This is a genomic window from Spirosoma foliorum, assembly GCF_014117325.1.
Lineage (GTDB): Bacteria > Bacteroidota > Bacteroidia > Cytophagales > Spirosomataceae > Spirosoma > Spirosoma foliorum.
Genome location: NZ_CP059732.1, coordinates 5,314,527 through 5,331,890, shown reverse-complemented (window position 1 = coordinate 5,331,890; position 17,364 = coordinate 5,314,527). Strand labels below are relative to the sequence as shown.

Genomic DNA, 17,364 nt, shown 5'->3' with positions numbered 1-17,364 from the left:
TTGTATTGAGTGATAAAAATGGACTGTTTCAGGGCAATAGAATCAAAAAGAATCTAAGAATCCGTAGAAGCCAAAGTGGCCAATAAATTACAATACATGGAAAAAGACATTACGCTTAATAAGGGTGACTATTACGGTAAAATACGCATCGGTAATGTTGGCCGGTATGTGCTTCTGATTGTTCTGGTGGCGATTTGTATTGCTCTTTCGATAACGACACCCCGATTTTTTACGATTCAGAACCTGATGATTATTGTCACACAGGTGTCGATCAATGCGTTGCTGGCCTTTGGCGTTACGTTTGTGATCATCACAGGTGGTATCGATCTGTCTATCGGTTCGATTGTTGCCGTTACGGGCGTTGTAGCCGCTTCGTTTGCCCACGCTGATACGTATCCGGTTATCGTTCCAATAGTAATTGGCTTGCTGGCGGGCCTGCTTTTTGGGGCATTCAACGGTTTTGTCGTGACTCGTACGAAAGTTCCTCCCTTTATTGTTACGTTGGGGACCATGACCATTGGCCGCGGACTAGCCTTGATCCTGAGTAAAGGACGTCCGATTTCTAACCTGTCCGATTCGTTTAATTTTATAGGTGGAGGCAAAGTACTTGGCGTGCCCACACTGATTATCATCCTTGTTGTGTTCTTTGCCATCTGCACCGTTATTCTGCGGAAAACCGTAATTGGTCGTTATATGTACGCAGTGGGCGGAAACGAACAGGCAGCTAAGGCATCGGGAATTGAGTTGAAGCAGGTCAAAATGATCGTTTATACCCTATGCGGTGGACTGGCTGCCTTAGCCGGAATCTTGCTGACTTCCCGGATTACAACCGGCCAACCCAATGCCGGAGCAGGGTTTGAGCTAGATGCCATTGCGGCTGCGATCATCGGCGGAACCAGCACGTCGGGCGGGGCCGGAACCATGACCGGAACGCTGTTGGGTGCTTTACTGATCGGCGTTATCAGCAATGGTCTTGATCTGATGAATGTAACATCCTATTACCAGCAAGTCGTGATGGGCGCTATCATCATTGGCGCCGTAGTGCTGGACAGTTTGAAACATGGAAAGAATGGTTGATTCATTTGATCGCTACGCGACCAGTTAAAAATTCAATATTTTTATTTTCTACAAACATTTAGTCGCTATGCGACTGAAAAGTAAAACTCTAATGAGACAGACCTACACACGATTTGTTAGCTATTATCTTTTCAGCATATTTCTATTAACAGGCTGTAGCCAATCATCTTCCAGCGAAAAAGGGCAGGAGGGCGATGGTAAAAAGCTCGTGGTAGGCGTCTCGATGCTCAGCATGCAAAATGAGTTCATCGTGAATGTGCACGATGCGATGGTTAAAAAAGCAGAAGCCGATGGAGTTGAGTTGATTACCGTCGATGCCGAACGGTCGGCGTTGAAACAGGTGGAACAGATCGAGAGCTTTATCGCTCAGAAAGTCGATGCCATTATTATGAACCCCTGCGAAGTGGAAGCGAGTTCGCCAGCCGTGACGAAAGCGCTGGCGGCTAACATTCCGATTATCAACGTAAACTCAGAAACGAGCGCAAAACCCTCGGCTTTTGTTGGTTCCGATGACGTGGAGTCGGCTCGTATTGCCATGAAATACATTGCGGAGAAATTGGGTGGTAAAGGCAATGTGCTGATGATGCACGGTTACATGGGGCAGGCCGCGCAAATCAAGCGGGAGCAGGGCGCTCGTGAAGTGCTGAAACAATACCCAAACCTGAAACTTCTCGCCCATCAAACGGGCGAATGGGATCGGGCGAAAGCCATGTCCTTGATGGAGAACTGGATTCAGTCGTATGGTTCCCAGATCAATGCAGTATTTGCACAAAACGACGAAATGGGATTAGGCGCTGTAAAAGCCCTGACCGATGCCGGTTTGAAAGACAAAGTAATTGTCGTGAGTATCGACGCCATTCCCGACGGACTACAGGCCGTTAAGAAGGGAACGCTGGACGCTACCGTTTTCCAAAATGCGGAAGAACAGGGCTCTAAAGCGATTGAAACGGCAGTAAAAGCTGCCAAGGGGCAGGCGTATGATAAAGAAACGCTCATCCCGTTTCAGTTAGTGACGAAAGACAACCTGGCCAAGTTTCTGAAATAGAATCTGTTTCCTTCTTTTTTGTCATTCCGACGCCAGGAGGAATCTCAAGCTTGACTAATACACAACGTTGAGATTCCTCCTGGCGTCGGAATGACAAAAAACGATTAATTGGCATATTTAGCCTGCATGGCTTTGATGAATTTGAGGCCGTTTTCGGCGATGTCCCAAGGGTCGTTGTATTCGCGCCAGACATTGATCGAGTTGGCGAAATCAATGTCATTGCGAGTAAAGGCTTCAATTGTCATCCAGCCTTTATAGTCGATTTCGGCCAGTGTTCGGAAGGTATCATCCCAGGGGATATGGCCATCACCAGGTGTTCCCCGGTCATTTTCGCTGATGTGTACGTGTGCCAGAACGGGAGCAATAGTCTGAATTGCTTTCGGAAAACGCTTTTCCTCCATATTGGCATGGTGCGTATCGAACATCGCCCGAACATTCGAATGGTCGGCCATGTGTATCAGATGCGACAATTGCTCCATAGTATTGCACAGATAACACTCAAAGCGATTTAGTGCTTCGGGCGTCAGGATGATGTTTGCCTGCTTGGCGTAATCGCCGACAATGTGTAACACTTCGGCACTGTGGGCGTATTCGTCAGGTTGTGGTTCGCGTCGGGTGAATGTCGCAAAAGCAGAATGAAAAGGTCCACAAAGCACCGATGCATTCATGGCATGAGCCCGGTCAATGACACCTTTCAAAAAATCGACAGCCTGCTCCCGAATTTTAGCGGAATCACTAGCCGGATTTTCGTCGGGGCCAACCACCACCACGCAGGTACTTTGCAAGCCAAGCTGATTCAAATGATCGCCAAACTGTCGGTATACGGCAACATCGGTGTTATCGACAAAGCACTCAATTCCATCGTAACCAATGGTTTTAAGACGCTCCGTGAGCGGGTTCAGTTTTTCGGACATTACGGCTGTCCAGGCTAATACGTTGAAGCCGACAGGTGAAACTATTGAATTAGGCATGATTAAGGGTATTAGGGCATAAGTAAATGTAAAATGCATAATGAACAATGGATAATGACAGGGTGAGTACTTTCCTTATTCATTGTCCATTATGCATTTTACATTATCTATTCACTTACTTCTCCATTGGATGTTCTTTCAGCAACTGATCCGGTGAATAGAAATCTTTTTTACGTTCTGTGGCCGCTCTGACTTGCTTCACTTTTTCAGGTGTAATAGGTGAAGCATTGTTGCCGAATGAATTTCGTACATACGTCAGTACTGCCGCGACTTCATTGTCTTTTAATAAGCCGCCAAAGGGAGTCATTGGCACCTGACCGGGGTAGTTTTTGCCTACGACTTCAATAGGACCCATCACACCTTTCAGAACGATTTTGATCAATCGCTCTTCATTGCCCGAGACCCAGTTGGTGCCCGTAAGTGGAGGGAATCCAGAGGCTGCAAGACCCTTTCCATCAGGCTGGTGACAAGTGGTGCAATAGCCTTCCTTGGCATAAATTTGCTTGCCCAAATTATACAGCGCCAGTTCTGACCCTTTCAAGGTTGACTTCTCTACGACTTCTTTCTCTTTCTTTACGTTTTCTCCCTTGAGGTGCGCCACAGCGGCATCATAAGCGTGAATCATCCAATCGTCAAGTGGCTTTTTAGCAGCTTCCGCCAGGATGGGCAGTCCTTTTTCCTTGCCGATCCAGGAGGCAGCCACAATCGCGTCTAATCGAACCCGACTGTTCTCGTCCTTAACGGCCTGCATCAACAGATCGGCCTGATCTTTTACCTGATGTCCCGTGTACCGAACTACCTGAACCGCAGCGGCTCGGGCGTGGTAATCTTTGGCTTTCAGAACTTGCCGGAGTAGGGTTTGATCGACTTTGTCCATACCCCAACTCACCCATAAGCCTTCCAGCAGATGGTGCTCGTAACGCGGGTCTTTTTTGTCAAGACCAGCTACCCAGATTTTCAATTTAGCCAGTACTTCCGATGCATCCCGACCGCGAAGTTCACGACGTGTGCGGTAGCGAGTACGGTATTCAGGCAGCTTGAGATTATCCAACAATTGCTCAATACTGGCTCCATCAATTTTAGCGGGTGTTACCAGCGGGCGCGATGGATACGTAATCCGGTACACCCGACCGTGCGAATGGTCGCGCAGGGGATCGCGGGCGTTGTGCTGCATGTGGCCGATTAGAATGTTGTGCCAATCAATCAGATAGAGTGAACCATCAGGTGCAAACTCCATATCGACAGGCCGGAAATTACGGTCTTCACTCACAACCAGATCGGCGCGGTGTTTGCTCTTATAGCCGGTTCCATCGTCGACGAGCGTATGTTCTTTCGTTCCCAGAAATCCAATGGTGTTGTTAATCAGGAAATCGCCCTGAATATCATCCGGAAAATGGCGACTGGATACAAATTCCAGACCAGACGTAGGCCGAACCCGATGCGCTTCTTCCACCAACTGAACTGATTTGTGCGTGTATTCGCCATAGCGAGGCAACACCGAACCGGGCATCATCCAGCGAACATCCGGGCTGGAAGTTTCGGCGAAGAACGGTTGTCCCCAGTCATCAAAAGCAATACCCCAGGGATTCGGGATGGAGAGTTGCGCTGTGCGTTCCAGCTTGTGCAGTTGGGGCGCGTAACGGTAAAATCCTCCGTTGGTAGCGCGAACAGGACCATACGAAGTTTCGACGTTAGTGTGCAAAAACACCCCTTCGCCGGAGTAAATGGCACCGGATGGGTCGACGCAAAAAGCATGGCTATTGTGGTGGGTGTCATGATCGTCGTAGCCACTCATCAGAATCACACTTTTGTCGGCTTTGTCATCGCCATTCGTATCTGTGAAAAGCTTCAAATTCGGCCCCTGCGAGATATAAACGCCTTCTTTCGCGATTTCGAAACCAAGCGGAAGGTGCAGATGATCAGCAAAAACCGTTTGTTTATCCGCTTTACCGTCGCCGTTGGTATCTTCCAGGATCAGGATTTTGTCATTGGGTTTAGGATCGCCGGGTTTGTAGTGCGGATAACTTGGCATGGCCGCTACCCAAAGTCGCCCCTTGTTATCGAACGACATCTGCATGGGTTTCGCCAGATCGGGAAACTCTTCTTCGGAGGCAAACAATTCGATTTTATAGCCCTGTGGCACTTTAAGCTTGCTCAACGCTTCCTGCCCGTACAGATATGTCAGACTGCCGTTTTTCTCCGGGTTAAAATTGGTTTTTACTTCAGGCAGTCTTCTCGTTCGTTCATCGGCCGTGGCAATGTCCATTTTCTCCCCTTTAGAAGCTGCAAGCCATACCGCCGTATCCCGAATGGCCGTCATCTGCCGGATTTTCTCGATTTCAGCCGGGTAATTGTCTGGCCCGAATGGGTTGTACCGACGACCGTAGACGTGAACGCCATTCGGAATTTTATAGTCGTTATGAAACATCCAGTCTTTCTCCATAACGGCATCGTAAACCAGTTTCCGTCTGGATTCGGCTTTAGGCGACGATTTGCCGAAAATTTGATCGACGAGTAGAGGGCCAAGCTTTTTATAGCCTTCATCGGTAAGCTGAGAACCATCAATTGTCAGTGGCTCGGCAGTGGTGTTGTACCATTGTTGCGAGGGGGCATAAGCGTCAACAAAAAGAACATGGTTTTTCTCCGCCACTTCCTTCATGGCATTCGCATAAAGCGAAATGTTCTCGTTTTCGGTTTTGCCGTTCGGCAGATCGTATTTGTCGGATAAATTCTCGAACGCGATGGGCGATACGATGGCCAGTTGTGGAGCTGTTGTGCCATTGTATTTCTGGCTCAGCGTGTGCTTGATAAAGGCATCCAGTTCGGCTTTGTAATTGGCCAGACCCGCTTTACCCTGGAAGGATTCATTGTAGCCAAAAAAAGCAATGATCACATCGGTTTTGAGCCGGGTTAGCCATTCGTCGGGCGATTCAAACTGGCCCTGACTATCCGACGGATTGGCGTATTCGGTTTGAAAACGCTCGGCACCGGGAAAGGCCCAGGGCAAGAATCGGCTCGAACGGGGTCTGAAACCAGGTGTATCGCCCGGATCGCACATGTTACGGATGAAGAGCTGGTCATCAGGGTAACGAACCTGCATTTCAGTCTCAAAATGATCGTAGTTCATCATCCGAGAGCCCAAATTGTTGCCAATCAGACTGATATGGGTGCCTTTCTTCAGCGTAATCGGCTGAAAGGCATTGCCTGAACTCGACAGTTGGCCTGACTGAAAAGCACTAAATCCGATGAGTACAGCAACGACGACCAGGAGTACGCTATAGATGTTAGTTCTTCGAGAAACAAACGATTTCATAAATCAAGGTTTTTGGGGGTGGCCGTAGGGCACATTGATGTCAATTTTTCCTTTCCATTTCTTCGGGATTGGCAGCCCTAACTCCCAATGAATCGCATTGATAACTAACCGCTGAAACGATTCGACCTGAAAATCTTCGGGGTGCCCCAGCGTGGTCAGGAAAGCTTTGCCGCCCCATTCGTTTTTCCAGGTCCAGGCAACGGGGTTTTCGATGGCTGGCTTATCGGGGTTCACAGATTTACCCATCAGCAACCAGGTTGATCCTTTGGCCGGATAATCGGGCTGAACGCGGTATAACCAGGATGATGCATGAAAGCTTGGTTCAACACCCGTCAGAATAGGATTCTTTGCCGCTTCAGGGATGATCGTCACATCGGTTGTGCTTTTATGGCCGTAGTGCGTATGCTGTGCCTTGCCACCCCAGCCCGGAGGTGCGCCAAAGGCAAACTCGCCAAAGGAGTTCCAGCGTATGCGTGGATCGCCTTCGGGATAGTTGAACGCATGGGTTGTTGTCCGGAAGCCCATGACTGGTTTTCCTGATTTCAGATAGTCGTCAATAAACTGAAGTTGCTCCTTAGGAAGTTGACGCCAGCGGAGATAGAAAACGGCCAGATCGGCCTCTTTTAGAGCTTCAAGGCCGGGAATATCTTTTTCGCCATTATAATCTGGGTAAGCTTTCAGGACTTTAGTCCTCATGCCGTAGTTTTTCTCAAGTTCAGCGGCAATGAGTGGCAATGTTAGTTCGCCACTGTACTCATGATCGCCAGTAACAAACACCACCAGTGGCTTCTTAGGGGCTTTTACCGTAGCCAGACCCGGTAAGGCACTTAGGCTGACTAATCCGGCGACTGTCTGAAGAAAAGTTCTACGTTTCGTGTTCACGTCTGATTTTTTCGATTGAAAAGCGAAAAATTTGATTGACCTACTATTAAAAACAGAGGTTATTACTATTGCCTGGAGGATAGGAAGACACGGTATAAATCCGCCGTCACGCAAAATAAAGAAATGAGAGGCTCGTAATTGAGCGTATTAATCTGGAAAAGGGCATTTTTATTTATTAGTAATTAAAAAGTATTTATTTGGTTACTTTTTTCGTTTTTACGCTTAACCGTAACCTTATTATGGAACCAAACTATACTAGCTTTTTACTGGAACTTAAAGACCATATTCTACAAAGCCGCTACCGAGCTGCCCGACTCGTTAATCGTGAGTTATTGTTGCTTTATTACGCGGTTGGCAAGCGGTTATCCGAGAAAATTAGTGCCGAAAAGTGGGGAGCGAAGGTTTTGGAACAGCTTTCAACCGATTTGCAGAAACAATTGCCAGGTCTTAAGGGCTTCTCTTATAGAAATCTAAAGAATATGCGTCAGTTCGCAGATACCTATTCACAGGTATTTAGTCAATTGACGAATAGTCAGTCAAAAGGGGTGAATGAACAAGGGAATTCAATTGGGCAGACTGTGTCTGCCCAATTGAATGATATCGAATTAAATATCTTTTTAGGGATTGGCTTCTCGCATCATATTCTGTTACTAAACCGTTGCCACGATCTACAGGAACGCGTGTTTTACATGCAAAAAGCTGTAGCTAATCAGTGGACTCACGAAATGCTCGACTGGCAAATAAAAGCCAAAGCCTATCAGAAACGCGACCAAACTTTAGCTAATAATTTCGCAAATACACTTCCGGAAACGATTCGTAATACAGCTCTGCAAGCGTTCAAGGACGAGTATTTGCTCGACTTTATCAATGTTGAAGCAGATGATGAGCGAGTTGTTGAGAAAGGTATTGTGCAGAACATCAAGGACTTTATTCTGAAGGCAGGAAAGGGGTTTGCTTTTATTGGTAACCAGCATCGGCTACTGGTCGATGACGAAGAGTACTTTGTCGATCTACTATTCTATAATCGCCAGTTGAAATGCCTGGTTGCTGTTGAGTTGAAAAAGGGGAAGTTTAAACCTGCTTATGCCGGACAGCTAAATTTCTATCTGAACGTATTGAATGATCAGGAACGAATGCCCGATGAAAATCCAGCGGTAGGCATTGTACTGTGCAAAGAGAAAAATGACAAGACTGTGGACTATGCATTTCAGGCCATTCAGAATCCGATGGGTGTAGCTACCTATCAACTCAGTTCAGACCTACCGGAACACTTGCGTAATGTATTGCCGGACCCTGAATCATTAAGAAAGCTGCTTGATTAGCAGATTTGTAATTGAAGGAAATAGTAAACCCGACTACTCAATAAATAGGCGAATCATCAACACCAAACAACGCCCCCAACATCCGCTCAAACTCTGCCTGAAAAGGAGCTGTAATGCTAATCCGTTCCTCAGTAACGGGATGCGTAAATTCAAGCTGACGGGCGTGTAGCAGCATCGTACTCATCTCGAAATGCTCTTTAAATAGCTTGTTCTGTTTGTTACAGCCGTGGGGTCGGTCGCCGATGATGGGGTGGAGAATATGCGCCATGTGTTTGCGCAGTTGATGCATTCTTCCGGTGGTTGGGGTTAGCTCTACCAATGAATAACGCGAGGTAACGTGTTTGCCAAACGGCAGGGGGATTTCAGTACGTTGTACCGTTTTGAAGTAGGTTACTGCATCCTGAAATACACCTGTTTCGTCGTTACGTAAAGCATAATCAATTGTCTGTTCGTCGGGCGTGAAGCCGCGAACAATGGCCAGATAACTTTTATCAATACCCCCTTCCATAAACTGTTGCTGCATGAGCGAGTTCATGGAGTCGGTTAGGGCGAAGAGTAACACACCACCCGTTTTGCGGTCGAGTCGGTGAACAGGATACACGCGCTGCCCCAACTGATCGCGGAGAATCTGTACGGCAAATTCGCTGGCATCGCTGGCAATGGGAGAACGGTGAACCAGCAGGCCATGTGGTTTATTGATGGCAACTAAATCGGCAGACTGGTAAAGAATGGGGAGGAGAGGAGAAGTATCAGGAGATGAATTCATTCGCGACAAATAATACCAAAAATAGTAGGATGCCCTGTAACTTACGCCCATTACTAGCGAAACTCAAAAAACATGTGTGTTCATTGGCTACAGACGAGTGTTGCTCTGCTATTAGTTCTAGTTTCTTCAAGCATCAGTAAAGCCCAGAAGGCGACCGAAATACGTCGTTTTCAACTAGCCCAGGTTCAGCAAGGCGTCGCGGTCGACCAGACCCATTTTTACGTCATAAATAACCACTCGCTAACAAAGCATAGCAAATCTGATGGCAAACAAGTAGCGGCTTGGAACGATACTACAGGTTTGTTGAAGCACATGAACAGTGGCGTGGTAATTGGTCAGAAACTCTATTGTACGCATTCGAATTACCCCGATGTACCGATGGCGAGTTCGATTGAGATTTTCGATACACGCACGCTCCGGCACATTGGCAGTCATAGCTTTGGGCTGTTTCCGGGTTCCATGACCTGGGCCGATTTTCATGACGGTTATTGGTGGGTGGCATTTGCGAATTACTCAAACAAGTCGATGGCCGAGGGACGTGATAACCGCTGGACGACATTGGTGAAATTCAATGAGAACTGGCAGCAACTCGAAGCCTGGGCCTTCCCCGCAACTGTGTTACAGGCCTTTGCGCCATATAGTACGTCGGGTGGAACCTGGGGACCGGATGGACTTATCTATTGCACGGGCCACGATAAACCTGAGATGTATGTGCTAAAACTGCCCGAACGTGGACACACACTTCAATACGTAAAAACCATTCCGACCGTCAGCGAAGGACAGGCGTTTGCCATCGATCGAAGCGTCAAAAACAAACAGGTGTTTTACGGAATTACCCGCAATGACAATTACGTTATTGTTTCGGTAGTTGAGTGAAAAGGAGGCTGCTCCAAGCTCCGGCTTAGCCCATACATCCCAACATGTTGAGTAGCCAGAAATGAAAACAGAACGATTTCTTCCTTCTAGCCAGCTTCGGCCATTTGTCAAGACGTTCATGCTTATTGAGAGCGAGCAGGGTATGGTCAACAAGTTGTTGCCCGGCACGTCTATTGTCATGGCGTTTCGCTATAAAGGAAATGTGCGTTATGCCGAGGGCGTCAACGCAGGACTTATGCCCACAGCTGTGATAACGGGTCTGCGAAACTCAATGCGCTTGGTCGATTATACCAGAGAAACAGCTACGTTGTTAGTTATTTTTAACGAAGGCGGAGCTGCGGCTTTATTTAAGGAGTCGCTTCACGAATTATTTGGTACGAGTGCCACGCTGGATGAACTGATTCCACACCGGATCGTAAGTGAAGTGGAAGAACGGTTGGCCGAAGCGAAAACGAACTCGCAGCGGGTGGCAATTGTAGAGCAATTTCTGCTATCGAGACTACAGGAAACTTCTACAGATTTGCTTGTGCAGCGGGCTATCCAGCGAATCCAACTGGCCAACGGCACTGTTCGCATCAACGAATTACTGGCCGATTTGCCCATTAGCCAGGACCCTTTCGAGAAGCGTTTCCGGCGCGTTGTAGGAACTTCACCCAAGCAGTTTTCGAAAATCGTGCGGTTGCGATCGGTGATTAATCAGTATTCTTCTACGCAAAGTCTGACCGAAATGGCTCATCAGGCGGGGTACTTCGATCAGGCTCATTTTATCAAAGACTTCCGTTCATTCACGGGTAAGGTTCCTCATCTTTTCTTTCAATCAGGAGGCTATTGGTGAAGATGGAACGCAGATTTATAAGATCAGGTATGATTTTAAATGATTCAATTGGTAGTTATAAAATCATACCTGATCTTATAAATCATAAAAATTAGCGTTCTATCAAATCAGTGATTTTTTACAATTCTGGGCTTGCTCATCCATCTAGTTTTGTTCAGCCAATTAGGGCCTAACCAAAACACAAACGACGATGAATGAGTATGTTTTTTTGATACGATTCAGCACCCAGAAGACCTTAACTCCCGAACAACAGGCACTGAATACCGAAAAGTGGGGGAAACTGATTCAACTCTGGACAGGGCAGGGGGCTTTTGTAGGAAGTAGCCTGATTACCCAGCCCGGTTTTGTTGTAACGGGCTCACAACGGCAAGTAGAGCAGGGTGTCGTGGCCGATGCGGATTTTAAAGTAACGAGTGTGATTCGGGTGTTAGCCGCCAATCTGGATAGTGCCGTAGAAATGGCCAAAGCTTGCCCAACACTGGATTACGAAGCCTCTGTAGAGGTCAGAGAAGTGCAAAATCGACCTGTTCAGGTGAAAATTGATTAGGTCAGAAGTAGTCAGATATGGTCAGGAATAGTCAAGCAATTGTTTATCAAAACTTGACTATTCCTGACTATATCTGACTATTGATTTTACCGTTTCGCCAGGGCGACAATATCTTTTACTTCCAGAATCTGCTTTTCATAACCTTTCGTGGCCGATTTGATCATGGCCAATGCTAACTCCTGCAAAGTCGAAAAGCCAGCTGGATAAAGTGCCCGACCAATGGGATAGAGCCAATCAATGTATTTGTAGTAACTCTTCACGTTTTTTTGTCCGGCCGTTGCCTTCATAAAACCCGGACGCATCATATAGGAGTTTTTGAATAACCGCATCAAAGCATTTTCAGTGGCACCCTTCACCCGCGCCCACGCCTGACGACCTTTCTCTGTACTGTCGGTACCCGCACCAGACACATATTCGAAAGTCAGATCAGGATTCAGCTTTGCCAGTACATTGGCGAAATTCATCGTCAGATCGTAGGTCATGCGCTTATAGTCATCGTCCTTCATTCCAACCGACGAGACGCCCAGGCAAAAGAAGCAGGCATTATACCCACTCAGTTGACTCTCTATAGGGGCCAGGTTGAAAAAATCCTTGAGGATAATTTCTTTTAGCTTAGGGTGCGATACACCACCCGGTTTTCGGTTGATAACCAGCACCTTTTCTACATCAGGATGTTGCAAACATTCGATCAGGACACCTTCGCCGACCATGCCCGTGGCACCCGTAATAATTGCCTTGATTTTCATAGAGTAAATGGTTTGTCACGACGCTAAAACTCGTCGGTTATTCGTGCTGAATTGAATAAATTTACCGACCTGATGGCTATTAGTCCAAAACCGAACTAACCTAAATAGGTTCAACGACTTAGCTAATTAACCTGTACCTACGGGCTTCAGCCCGTATTTCATCATCTAATTAATACACGGGCTGAAGCCCGTGGGTACAAACACCTCACCAATAGCCTTAATGCAACTATGAAACTTTTTGTCTCCCTTCTACTCACAACCCTGCTCCTGGCCCTGCACCACGCTCCAAGCGCAGGAACTCACCAGCAACGGTCAGCGTGACATTGTATTCAGATCGGTGAATGTGATTCCGATGGATCGGGAGCGTGTTATTAGCAACCAGACTGTCGTTGTGCGTAATGGACGAATAGCGGCCATGGGCAACGAGGGAAGCGTGAAATTTAGTAAAGACGCGCTGGTCATTGATGCGAAAGACAAATACTTGACGCCGGGTTGGGCCGAAATCCATGCCCACGTTCCGCCCATCAATGATATTGAGCCGATGAAAGAGGTGTTGATCCTCTATCTGGCAAACGGTATCACCACCATTCGGGGTATGTTGGGGCACCCTAAACATCTGGAGCTACGGAGCAAAATCAACAGTGGCGAAATTCTTGGGCCGCACTTCTATGCAACTGGGCCATCATTTAACGGGCAAACGGTAAAAACTGCCGAGCGGGGTGCCGAAATGGTGCGGGAGCAGAAAGCGGCTGGCTATGATTTTCTGAAACTGCATCCGGGTCTTACCAAAGAGACGTTTCCGGCGATTGCCAAAACGGCCCACGAAGTCGGTATTCCATTTGCTGGACACGTTTCCTTTAACGTGGGCGTTTGGCGCGCCATCGATGCAGAATATTCGTCGATTGATCATATGGATGGATTCATTGAAGCGATTGTCCCCCGATCCGATACACTGGCCGAACCTGAAACGGGACTGTTTGCATCCTGGATTGCCTACCGAGCCGACGCTTCGCAGATCCCGAAACTTGTGAAAGGTCTTCGCGAAAAACACATTCGGGTGGTGCCAACACAGGCGCTGGCGGAACGCTGGCTTTCTCCGCTTCCGGCCGATGCATTTTCCAATGATCCCGAGATGAAGTACATGAAGCCGGAACAGCTAAAGGGATGGGTGAACACCAAAGTAGGCTATCTCGCCAATCCGAACTTCTCCAAAGAGCACGCCGAAAAGCTAATTCAGATTCGCCGGAAACTGATTTATGAATGTCAGAAAAACGGCGTTGAGCTATTACTGGGTTCTGATGCTCCCCAAATCTTCAACGTGCCGGGTTTCTCGATTCACCACGAAATGAAGTACATGGTCGATGCGGGATTGACGCCCTACGAAGTTCTGCGCACTGGAACGGTCAACGTAGCTTCCTATTTCAATAAGCCCGATTGGGGCACGATCAAACCCGGCAATGTATCCGATTTAGTGTTGTTGGGTGGCAACCCTTTGAAAGACATCAGTCAAACAAAAAGCATCGAGGGTGTGATGATGGGTACGAACTGGTTATCGAAAGAGTATATTCAGAAAGAGTTGAAGAAACTGAAGAAGCAGTAGGAAAGGTAATGGCTAATGGTGCGAGCATTTGCTCGTGTCTACTAATTTCGTCAGCATTCGCTGACGCGCGAATAGCTGGATAGCCAGTATTCACTGGCTATATGAAAAGGCACGAGCGAACCGGAACGCCGGAACGACTCGCGCCAGAATGCCATTTTACTCCTCCAACGGATGTTGGTGGAAAATTTCTTCCAGCCTTGTGAAAAGCTCCGGGTGTTTTTCGTGCAGTAAATCAGGTCGTTTGAAGAAATACTCGGCTACGACGGCGAAGAACTCAGCTTCGTTGGTGACGCCGTAGGGGTTGATGTCTGAATGATTGGCTTTGATATCGTGAATGCTCTTATGAATCAATTGAAGCCACGGCTTAATATGATCTTTCTCCAGCAAATACTCCGGTAATCCATCCGTAGAGCCATCGGCTTTGTCGAGGAGATGGACAAATTCATGAATGCCTGTATTCTCTTTGCCGGTCTCATTCGCAAACCCTTCATGCAAAGCGGGTTTCGACAAGACCATCGTGCTCTGCAAGGCACCGCCTTCGCCAACCATCCCCAGAATATTTCGACCTTCTCCTGTGGTTTGGAAATCAGCGTTGAAACTGCCTTCGTAGAGCAGCACATTGGTTAGCGGGTAATACCAATCCTCGAAGCCGAAAATAGGGATGATCGCGCTGCTGGCTACCAGAACTTTATCGACATCGTCGACGGTGGTAGCTACGCCTTCGATCTTGACATGGTGCAGGAAATGATTGACCCGATCATCGAATAGCTTCTTTTTTTCGGGGCTTAACTCCTGGTAATAAGGCACATACGCTTGTAATAATTGCGGATAGTTGGTAGGCAGGGGTTGGGCATCCTGTTTCTTTTGACTCAGATATCGCCAGACGAGCCAACCAATTATTAATACAACTAGGCTGATAAAGAGAACCATAAAATGAATTGTTTTCACAGGATTAACAGGATAAAACAGGATTTGTATTCTAGCCCTTAATCCTGTTTTATCCTGTTAATCCTGTCAGAAGAAAAGATTATAACTTATTGACTTTCAGTGCTATTTTTGACTCCACCTTAATCAGCGTCTGGATGCCGTCGGGGCGAATGGCAATCTTTTGGGGAGTAAATCGGAAGGTGTTTATGCCCAAATCCGTTTTCTTTCCGGCTCCCCCTTGCTCAAATGCTTTTTCAATTGCCTGCGGAATTTTAGCAATATCATCGCCCAATCGAATCGTTAATAATCCCTCTAATAACGTGCGCAAGCCATCATGCCATACAGCTCCTGTATTTTTCGATAACACACTTCCCGATTCCGCATCAAAATCTAAATTTTTGACTTTTAGCGTGTTAGTTAACGTATCGAACGTTGGTTTACCTCGTAGGTAAACAATGCCATCCAGAAGTCCAGCCAGATCGGCTTTTACAATCAGCGAATGCTGGCCGCCATAAACCGAAATACCTTTGATGGTCAGGCTACCCAAAGCGAGTTTTTTATTCTTTACCGTAAGGGCCAGCATTCGGTTGATATCGGAATAGGGGATGAAGCTCATCAGGTGCAAATCTGAAACTTGAGAAACCTGCTCCCGCTTCTGTAAAAGTGGTAAAGGCGTGTACGCATGAACTGGTTTCTCTGGCTTTACCGCTGTTTGCGTTTCCATTGCAATCCGCACATGAGTCGTTAATTGGGTCGAATCGCCCGTGATCAAACCGGCAGCTATACTAATGGGTTTAGGAATCAGCCAAAGACCGTACTCCTTGTTAATCAGCAGCGGATTTTGCATATCGTGCCAGATCGGTTTCACCATTTTATCGAGCCGAAGTTCTTTATGAACTGCCGAATCGATAGCCATTTCAATCGCGCTCTTGTGCTTTTCCAACAGGTTCTCAACCAGATTGGTTAGCGAAATGCCGACAATTTTAGGTTGAACGATCCAGGTATAATCCGTAAAGGTTGTGTGGCTGGCTAGTCGCCAGTCGGGGGTTACGCTGATTGGACTTTTGAAATGTACGTTAATCGCACAAAAGGGCTTTTCAGGGGGCGTCGTATCTCGGCTGAAAGGTCTCGTGAGCCACATTTGAAGCGGGGCCGATAGCTTTATCTGCTGATCGGCATACTCAACGTGCACCGAACCGAGTCGCTTAACCCGAAGCGACATGATCCCTTTCGTTTTGCCATCTTTTGTTTGTTTGCCGACCAAAACGGGGCTGAGTTCCTTGTTGATTTTTTCCTGTAACTCGGTCAATTGAAACATAATGGGGCCAGCCACATACGATATCGTTTCAGGTATGGGCGGATCAAACCCCTCGGCTTTGGGAGCTTGCGGTTGTTTGTTCTGGCATTGTCCTAGAAGAACAATAAGTCCAAGAGCAAGAAAATAATAGTGCGCTGGTGGTGTCCTCATTAACAGAAAATAGCCAATTGATTGCAAGTCAAAACGTTCCTGCAAACTGGCTATTCAATAACTGATGGGCTGGTGCGTATGTTTTCGCCAACTGTTTTCTATACCTTCTGCCATATACGTTAAGCCTGTTTGAAATTTTCTTTTGACTAATAATCCGCTCGTTTTTTGTCATTTCGACCGCAGGGAGAAATCTCAAGCTTGATTATTGTGAAATTTGAGATTTCTCCCTGCGGTCGAAATGACAAAAAACGAGCGGGCACTTTTCTGAAAAATTAGAAAGTTTAAACAATTTCTTGAGAAACGAAGAAGGCCCGCCACTAGCGAGCCTTCTTCGTTTCTCAGATTAAAACAATTTCTCCTGCGGGGGCTTCACACCTTTCATTCGAATGTAGATCGTGCATTGGCCTCGGTGATGGGTTTGGTGTTCAAACGCTTTTGACAAGACCACTTCTTTCGTCATTTCACGCTGGCCCATTTTTACCGATTCGCCCAATTGCGCATCCGTCATGCTTTTTACGGCATCGATCATGAAATCGTAACTGTCCATGACGGCCTTGGTCAGCGCGGCCTTGTTTTTTAGGTCGGCCATTTCTTCCAGTTTTTTGCCCTGCATCGGGTTCGATTTGCCGCTGGCCAGTGCACCGAAGTTGTAGTTCGCTGCGGCTAAGTGTAACATCTGCTCAGCGAAGCTGCGGATTTCAGACGTTGGTTTGAAGTTGACACCGTCTTCAGGCATCACATCCAAATACTCTTTGGTGTACTCTTTCGCCCGCTGCCAGTCGGCGGTTAGTTGCGAAATGGTGGTTAATGACGCAGCTGCCTGAGCGGTTGTAAATACCCAAAGCAGGCCCAGAAAGACGCGTAGGAATCGTAAATGTGATTTAGTCAGCATAGTTATGTTGGTTAGTTTAATACAAAAGGTCTATAGAGTAGTAAGCTACTGAGTGCGTTTGTCCAGCCGCCTGTTTTCGGTTATCTTTCTGCACAGA

General features: G+C 47.2%; 15 protein-coding genes. 7 read left to right on the top strand and 8 right to left on the bottom strand.

Translation table 11 applies throughout. From position 1 onward, the window contains the following. Nucleotides 1–96: 96 nt before the first annotated feature. Both H3H32_RS22655 and H3H32_RS22650 read left to right on the top strand, forming a co-directional pair. Nucleotides 97–1,077, top strand: a complete 981-nt coding sequence (locus H3H32_RS22655) for an ABC transporter permease (protein ID WP_182457891.1) — start codon at nt 97–99, stop codon at nt 1,075–1,077. A 91-nt stretch (nt 1,078–1,168) separates the two neighbouring features. Further along, the gene (locus H3H32_RS22650; protein ID WP_182457890.1) at nt 1,169–2,122 is read left to right on the top strand and encodes a sugar ABC transporter substrate-binding protein; all 954 of its coding nucleotides are present in this window, start codon (nt 1,169–1,171) and stop codon (nt 2,120–2,122) included. Nucleotides 2,123–2,226: 104 nt separating this feature from the next. Here the strand turns inward: H3H32_RS22650 and H3H32_RS22645 are convergent, their stop codons facing one another. The 3 genes from H3H32_RS22645 to H3H32_RS22635 form a co-directional block, all read right to left on the bottom strand. Next, nucleotides 2,227–3,093, bottom strand: a complete 867-nt coding sequence (locus tag H3H32_RS22645) for a sugar phosphate isomerase/epimerase family protein (RefSeq protein WP_182457889.1) — start codon at nt 3,091–3,093, stop codon at nt 2,227–2,229. A gap of 115 nt (nt 3,094–3,208) precedes the next feature. Further along, nucleotides 3,209–6,406, bottom strand: a complete 3,198-nt coding sequence (locus H3H32_RS22640; RefSeq protein WP_182457888.1) for a PVC-type heme-binding CxxCH protein — start codon at nt 6,404–6,406, stop codon at nt 3,209–3,211. Between the two features lie 3 nt (nt 6,407–6,409). Then, a complete protein-coding gene (locus H3H32_RS22635; protein WP_374191851.1) occupies nt 6,410–7,219 on the bottom strand; it encodes a ThuA domain-containing protein in 810 nt (269 codons plus the stop codon). A 308-nt stretch (nt 7,220–7,527) separates the two neighbouring features. Here H3H32_RS22635 and H3H32_RS22630 point away from each other — a divergent pair, with 308 nt between their 5' ends. Then, a complete protein-coding gene (locus H3H32_RS22630; protein ID WP_182457886.1) occupies nt 7,528–8,610 on the top strand; it encodes a PDDEXK nuclease domain-containing protein in 1,083 nt (360 codons plus the stop codon). A 37-nt stretch (nt 8,611–8,647) separates the two neighbouring features. On the opposite strand, the gene H3H32_RS22625 is transcribed toward H3H32_RS22630, so the two are convergent. Next, nucleotides 8,648–9,376, bottom strand: a complete 729-nt coding sequence (locus H3H32_RS22625; RefSeq protein ID WP_182457885.1) for a pseudouridine synthase — start codon at nt 9,374–9,376, stop codon at nt 8,648–8,650. A gap of 72 nt (nt 9,377–9,448) precedes the next feature. On the opposite strand from H3H32_RS22625, the gene H3H32_RS22620 reads away from it, so the two are divergent. The 3 genes from H3H32_RS22620 to H3H32_RS22610 all read left to right on the top strand — a co-directional run bounded on the left by H3H32_RS22620 (nt 9,449) and on the right by H3H32_RS22610 (nt 11,634). After that, nucleotides 9,449–10,252 carry a hypothetical protein gene (locus H3H32_RS22620; protein ID WP_182457884.1) on the top strand — a complete coding sequence of 268 codons (804 nt, stop codon included), beginning with the start codon at nt 9,449–9,451 and terminating at the stop codon, nt 10,250–10,252. Nucleotides 10,253–10,313: 61 nt separating this feature from the next. Further along, nucleotides 10,314–11,087 (top strand): helix-turn-helix domain-containing protein, encoded by a 774-nt coding sequence (locus H3H32_RS22615; RefSeq protein WP_182457883.1) that lies wholly within the window; start codon nt 10,314–10,316, stop codon nt 11,085–11,087. Between the two features lie 190 nt (nt 11,088–11,277). Next, nucleotides 11,278–11,634 (top strand): YciI family protein, encoded by a 357-nt coding sequence (locus H3H32_RS22610; RefSeq protein ID WP_182457882.1) that lies wholly within the window; start codon nt 11,278–11,280, stop codon nt 11,632–11,634. Between the two features lie 86 nt (nt 11,635–11,720). Here the strand turns inward: H3H32_RS22610 and H3H32_RS22605 are convergent, their stop codons facing one another. Further along, nucleotides 11,721–12,380, bottom strand: a complete 660-nt coding sequence (locus H3H32_RS22605) for a Rossmann-fold NAD(P)-binding domain-containing protein (protein WP_182457881.1) — start codon at nt 12,378–12,380, stop codon at nt 11,721–11,723. A gap of 238 nt (nt 12,381–12,618) precedes the next feature. Between H3H32_RS22605 and H3H32_RS22600 the strand changes: the two genes are divergently transcribed. Next, complete coding sequence (locus tag H3H32_RS22600) at nt 12,619–13,980, top strand: amidohydrolase family protein (protein ID WP_182457880.1); 1,362 nt, start codon at nt 12,619–12,621, stop codon at nt 13,978–13,980. Between the two features lie 156 nt (nt 13,981–14,136). Here the strand turns inward: H3H32_RS22600 and H3H32_RS22595 are convergent, their stop codons facing one another. From H3H32_RS22595 to H3H32_RS22585, 3 genes are all read right to left on the bottom strand, one after another. Continuing rightward, nucleotides 14,137–14,928 (bottom strand): M90 family metallopeptidase, encoded by a 792-nt coding sequence (locus H3H32_RS22595; protein WP_240543461.1) that lies wholly within the window; start codon nt 14,926–14,928, stop codon nt 14,137–14,139. 79 nt (nt 14,929–15,007) lie between these two features. Then, entirely contained in the window at nt 15,008–16,375 is a 1,368-nt protein-coding gene (locus H3H32_RS22590) for a DUF4403 family protein (RefSeq protein WP_182457879.1), read from the bottom strand. Nucleotides 16,376–16,718: 343 nt separating this feature from the next. After that, the gene (locus H3H32_RS22585) at nt 16,719–17,267 is read right to left on the bottom strand and encodes a DinB family protein (protein ID WP_182457878.1); all 549 of its coding nucleotides are present in this window, start codon (nt 17,265–17,267) and stop codon (nt 16,719–16,721) included. Nucleotides 17,268–17,364: the final 97 nt, after the last annotated feature.

Bases quoted from the DNA above. Each gene is read 5' to 3' on its own strand.
- H3H32_RS22630 (WP_182457886.1), top strand. From the start codon at position 7,528: ATGGAACCAAACTATACTAGCTTTTTACTGGAACTTAAAGACCATATT.
- H3H32_RS22620 (WP_182457884.1), top strand. From the start codon at position 9,449: ATGTGTGTTCATTGGCTACAGACGAGTGTTGCTCTGCTATTAGTTCTA.
- H3H32_RS22615 (WP_182457883.1), top strand. From the start codon at position 10,314: ATGAAAACAGAACGATTTCTTCCTTCTAGCCAGCTTCGGCCATTTGTC.
- H3H32_RS22655 (WP_182457891.1), top strand. From the start codon at position 97: ATGGAAAAAGACATTACGCTTAATAAGGGTGACTATTACGGTAAAATA.
- H3H32_RS22605 (WP_182457881.1), bottom strand. From the start codon at position 12,380: ATGAAAATCAAGGCAATTATTACGGGTGCCACGGGCATGGTCGGCGAA.
- H3H32_RS22610 (WP_182457882.1), top strand. From the start codon at position 11,278: ATGAATGAGTATGTTTTTTTGATACGATTCAGCACCCAGAAGACCTTA.
- H3H32_RS22590 (WP_182457879.1), bottom strand. From the start codon at position 16,375: ATGAGGACACCACCAGCGCACTATTATTTTCTTGCTCTTGGACTTATT.
- H3H32_RS22625 (WP_182457885.1), bottom strand. From the start codon at position 9,376: ATGAATTCATCTCCTGATACTTCTCCTCTCCTCCCCATTCTTTACCAG.
- H3H32_RS22585 (WP_182457878.1), bottom strand. From the start codon at position 17,267: ATGCTGACTAAATCACATTTACGATTCCTACGCGTCTTTCTGGGCCTG.
- H3H32_RS22640 (WP_182457888.1), bottom strand. From the start codon at position 6,406: ATGAAATCGTTTGTTTCTCGAAGAACTAACATCTATAGCGTACTCCTG.
- H3H32_RS22650 (WP_182457890.1), top strand. From the start codon at position 1,169: ATGAGACAGACCTACACACGATTTGTTAGCTATTATCTTTTCAGCATA.
- H3H32_RS22645 (WP_182457889.1), bottom strand. From the start codon at position 3,093: ATGCCTAATTCAATAGTTTCACCTGTCGGCTTCAACGTATTAGCCTGG.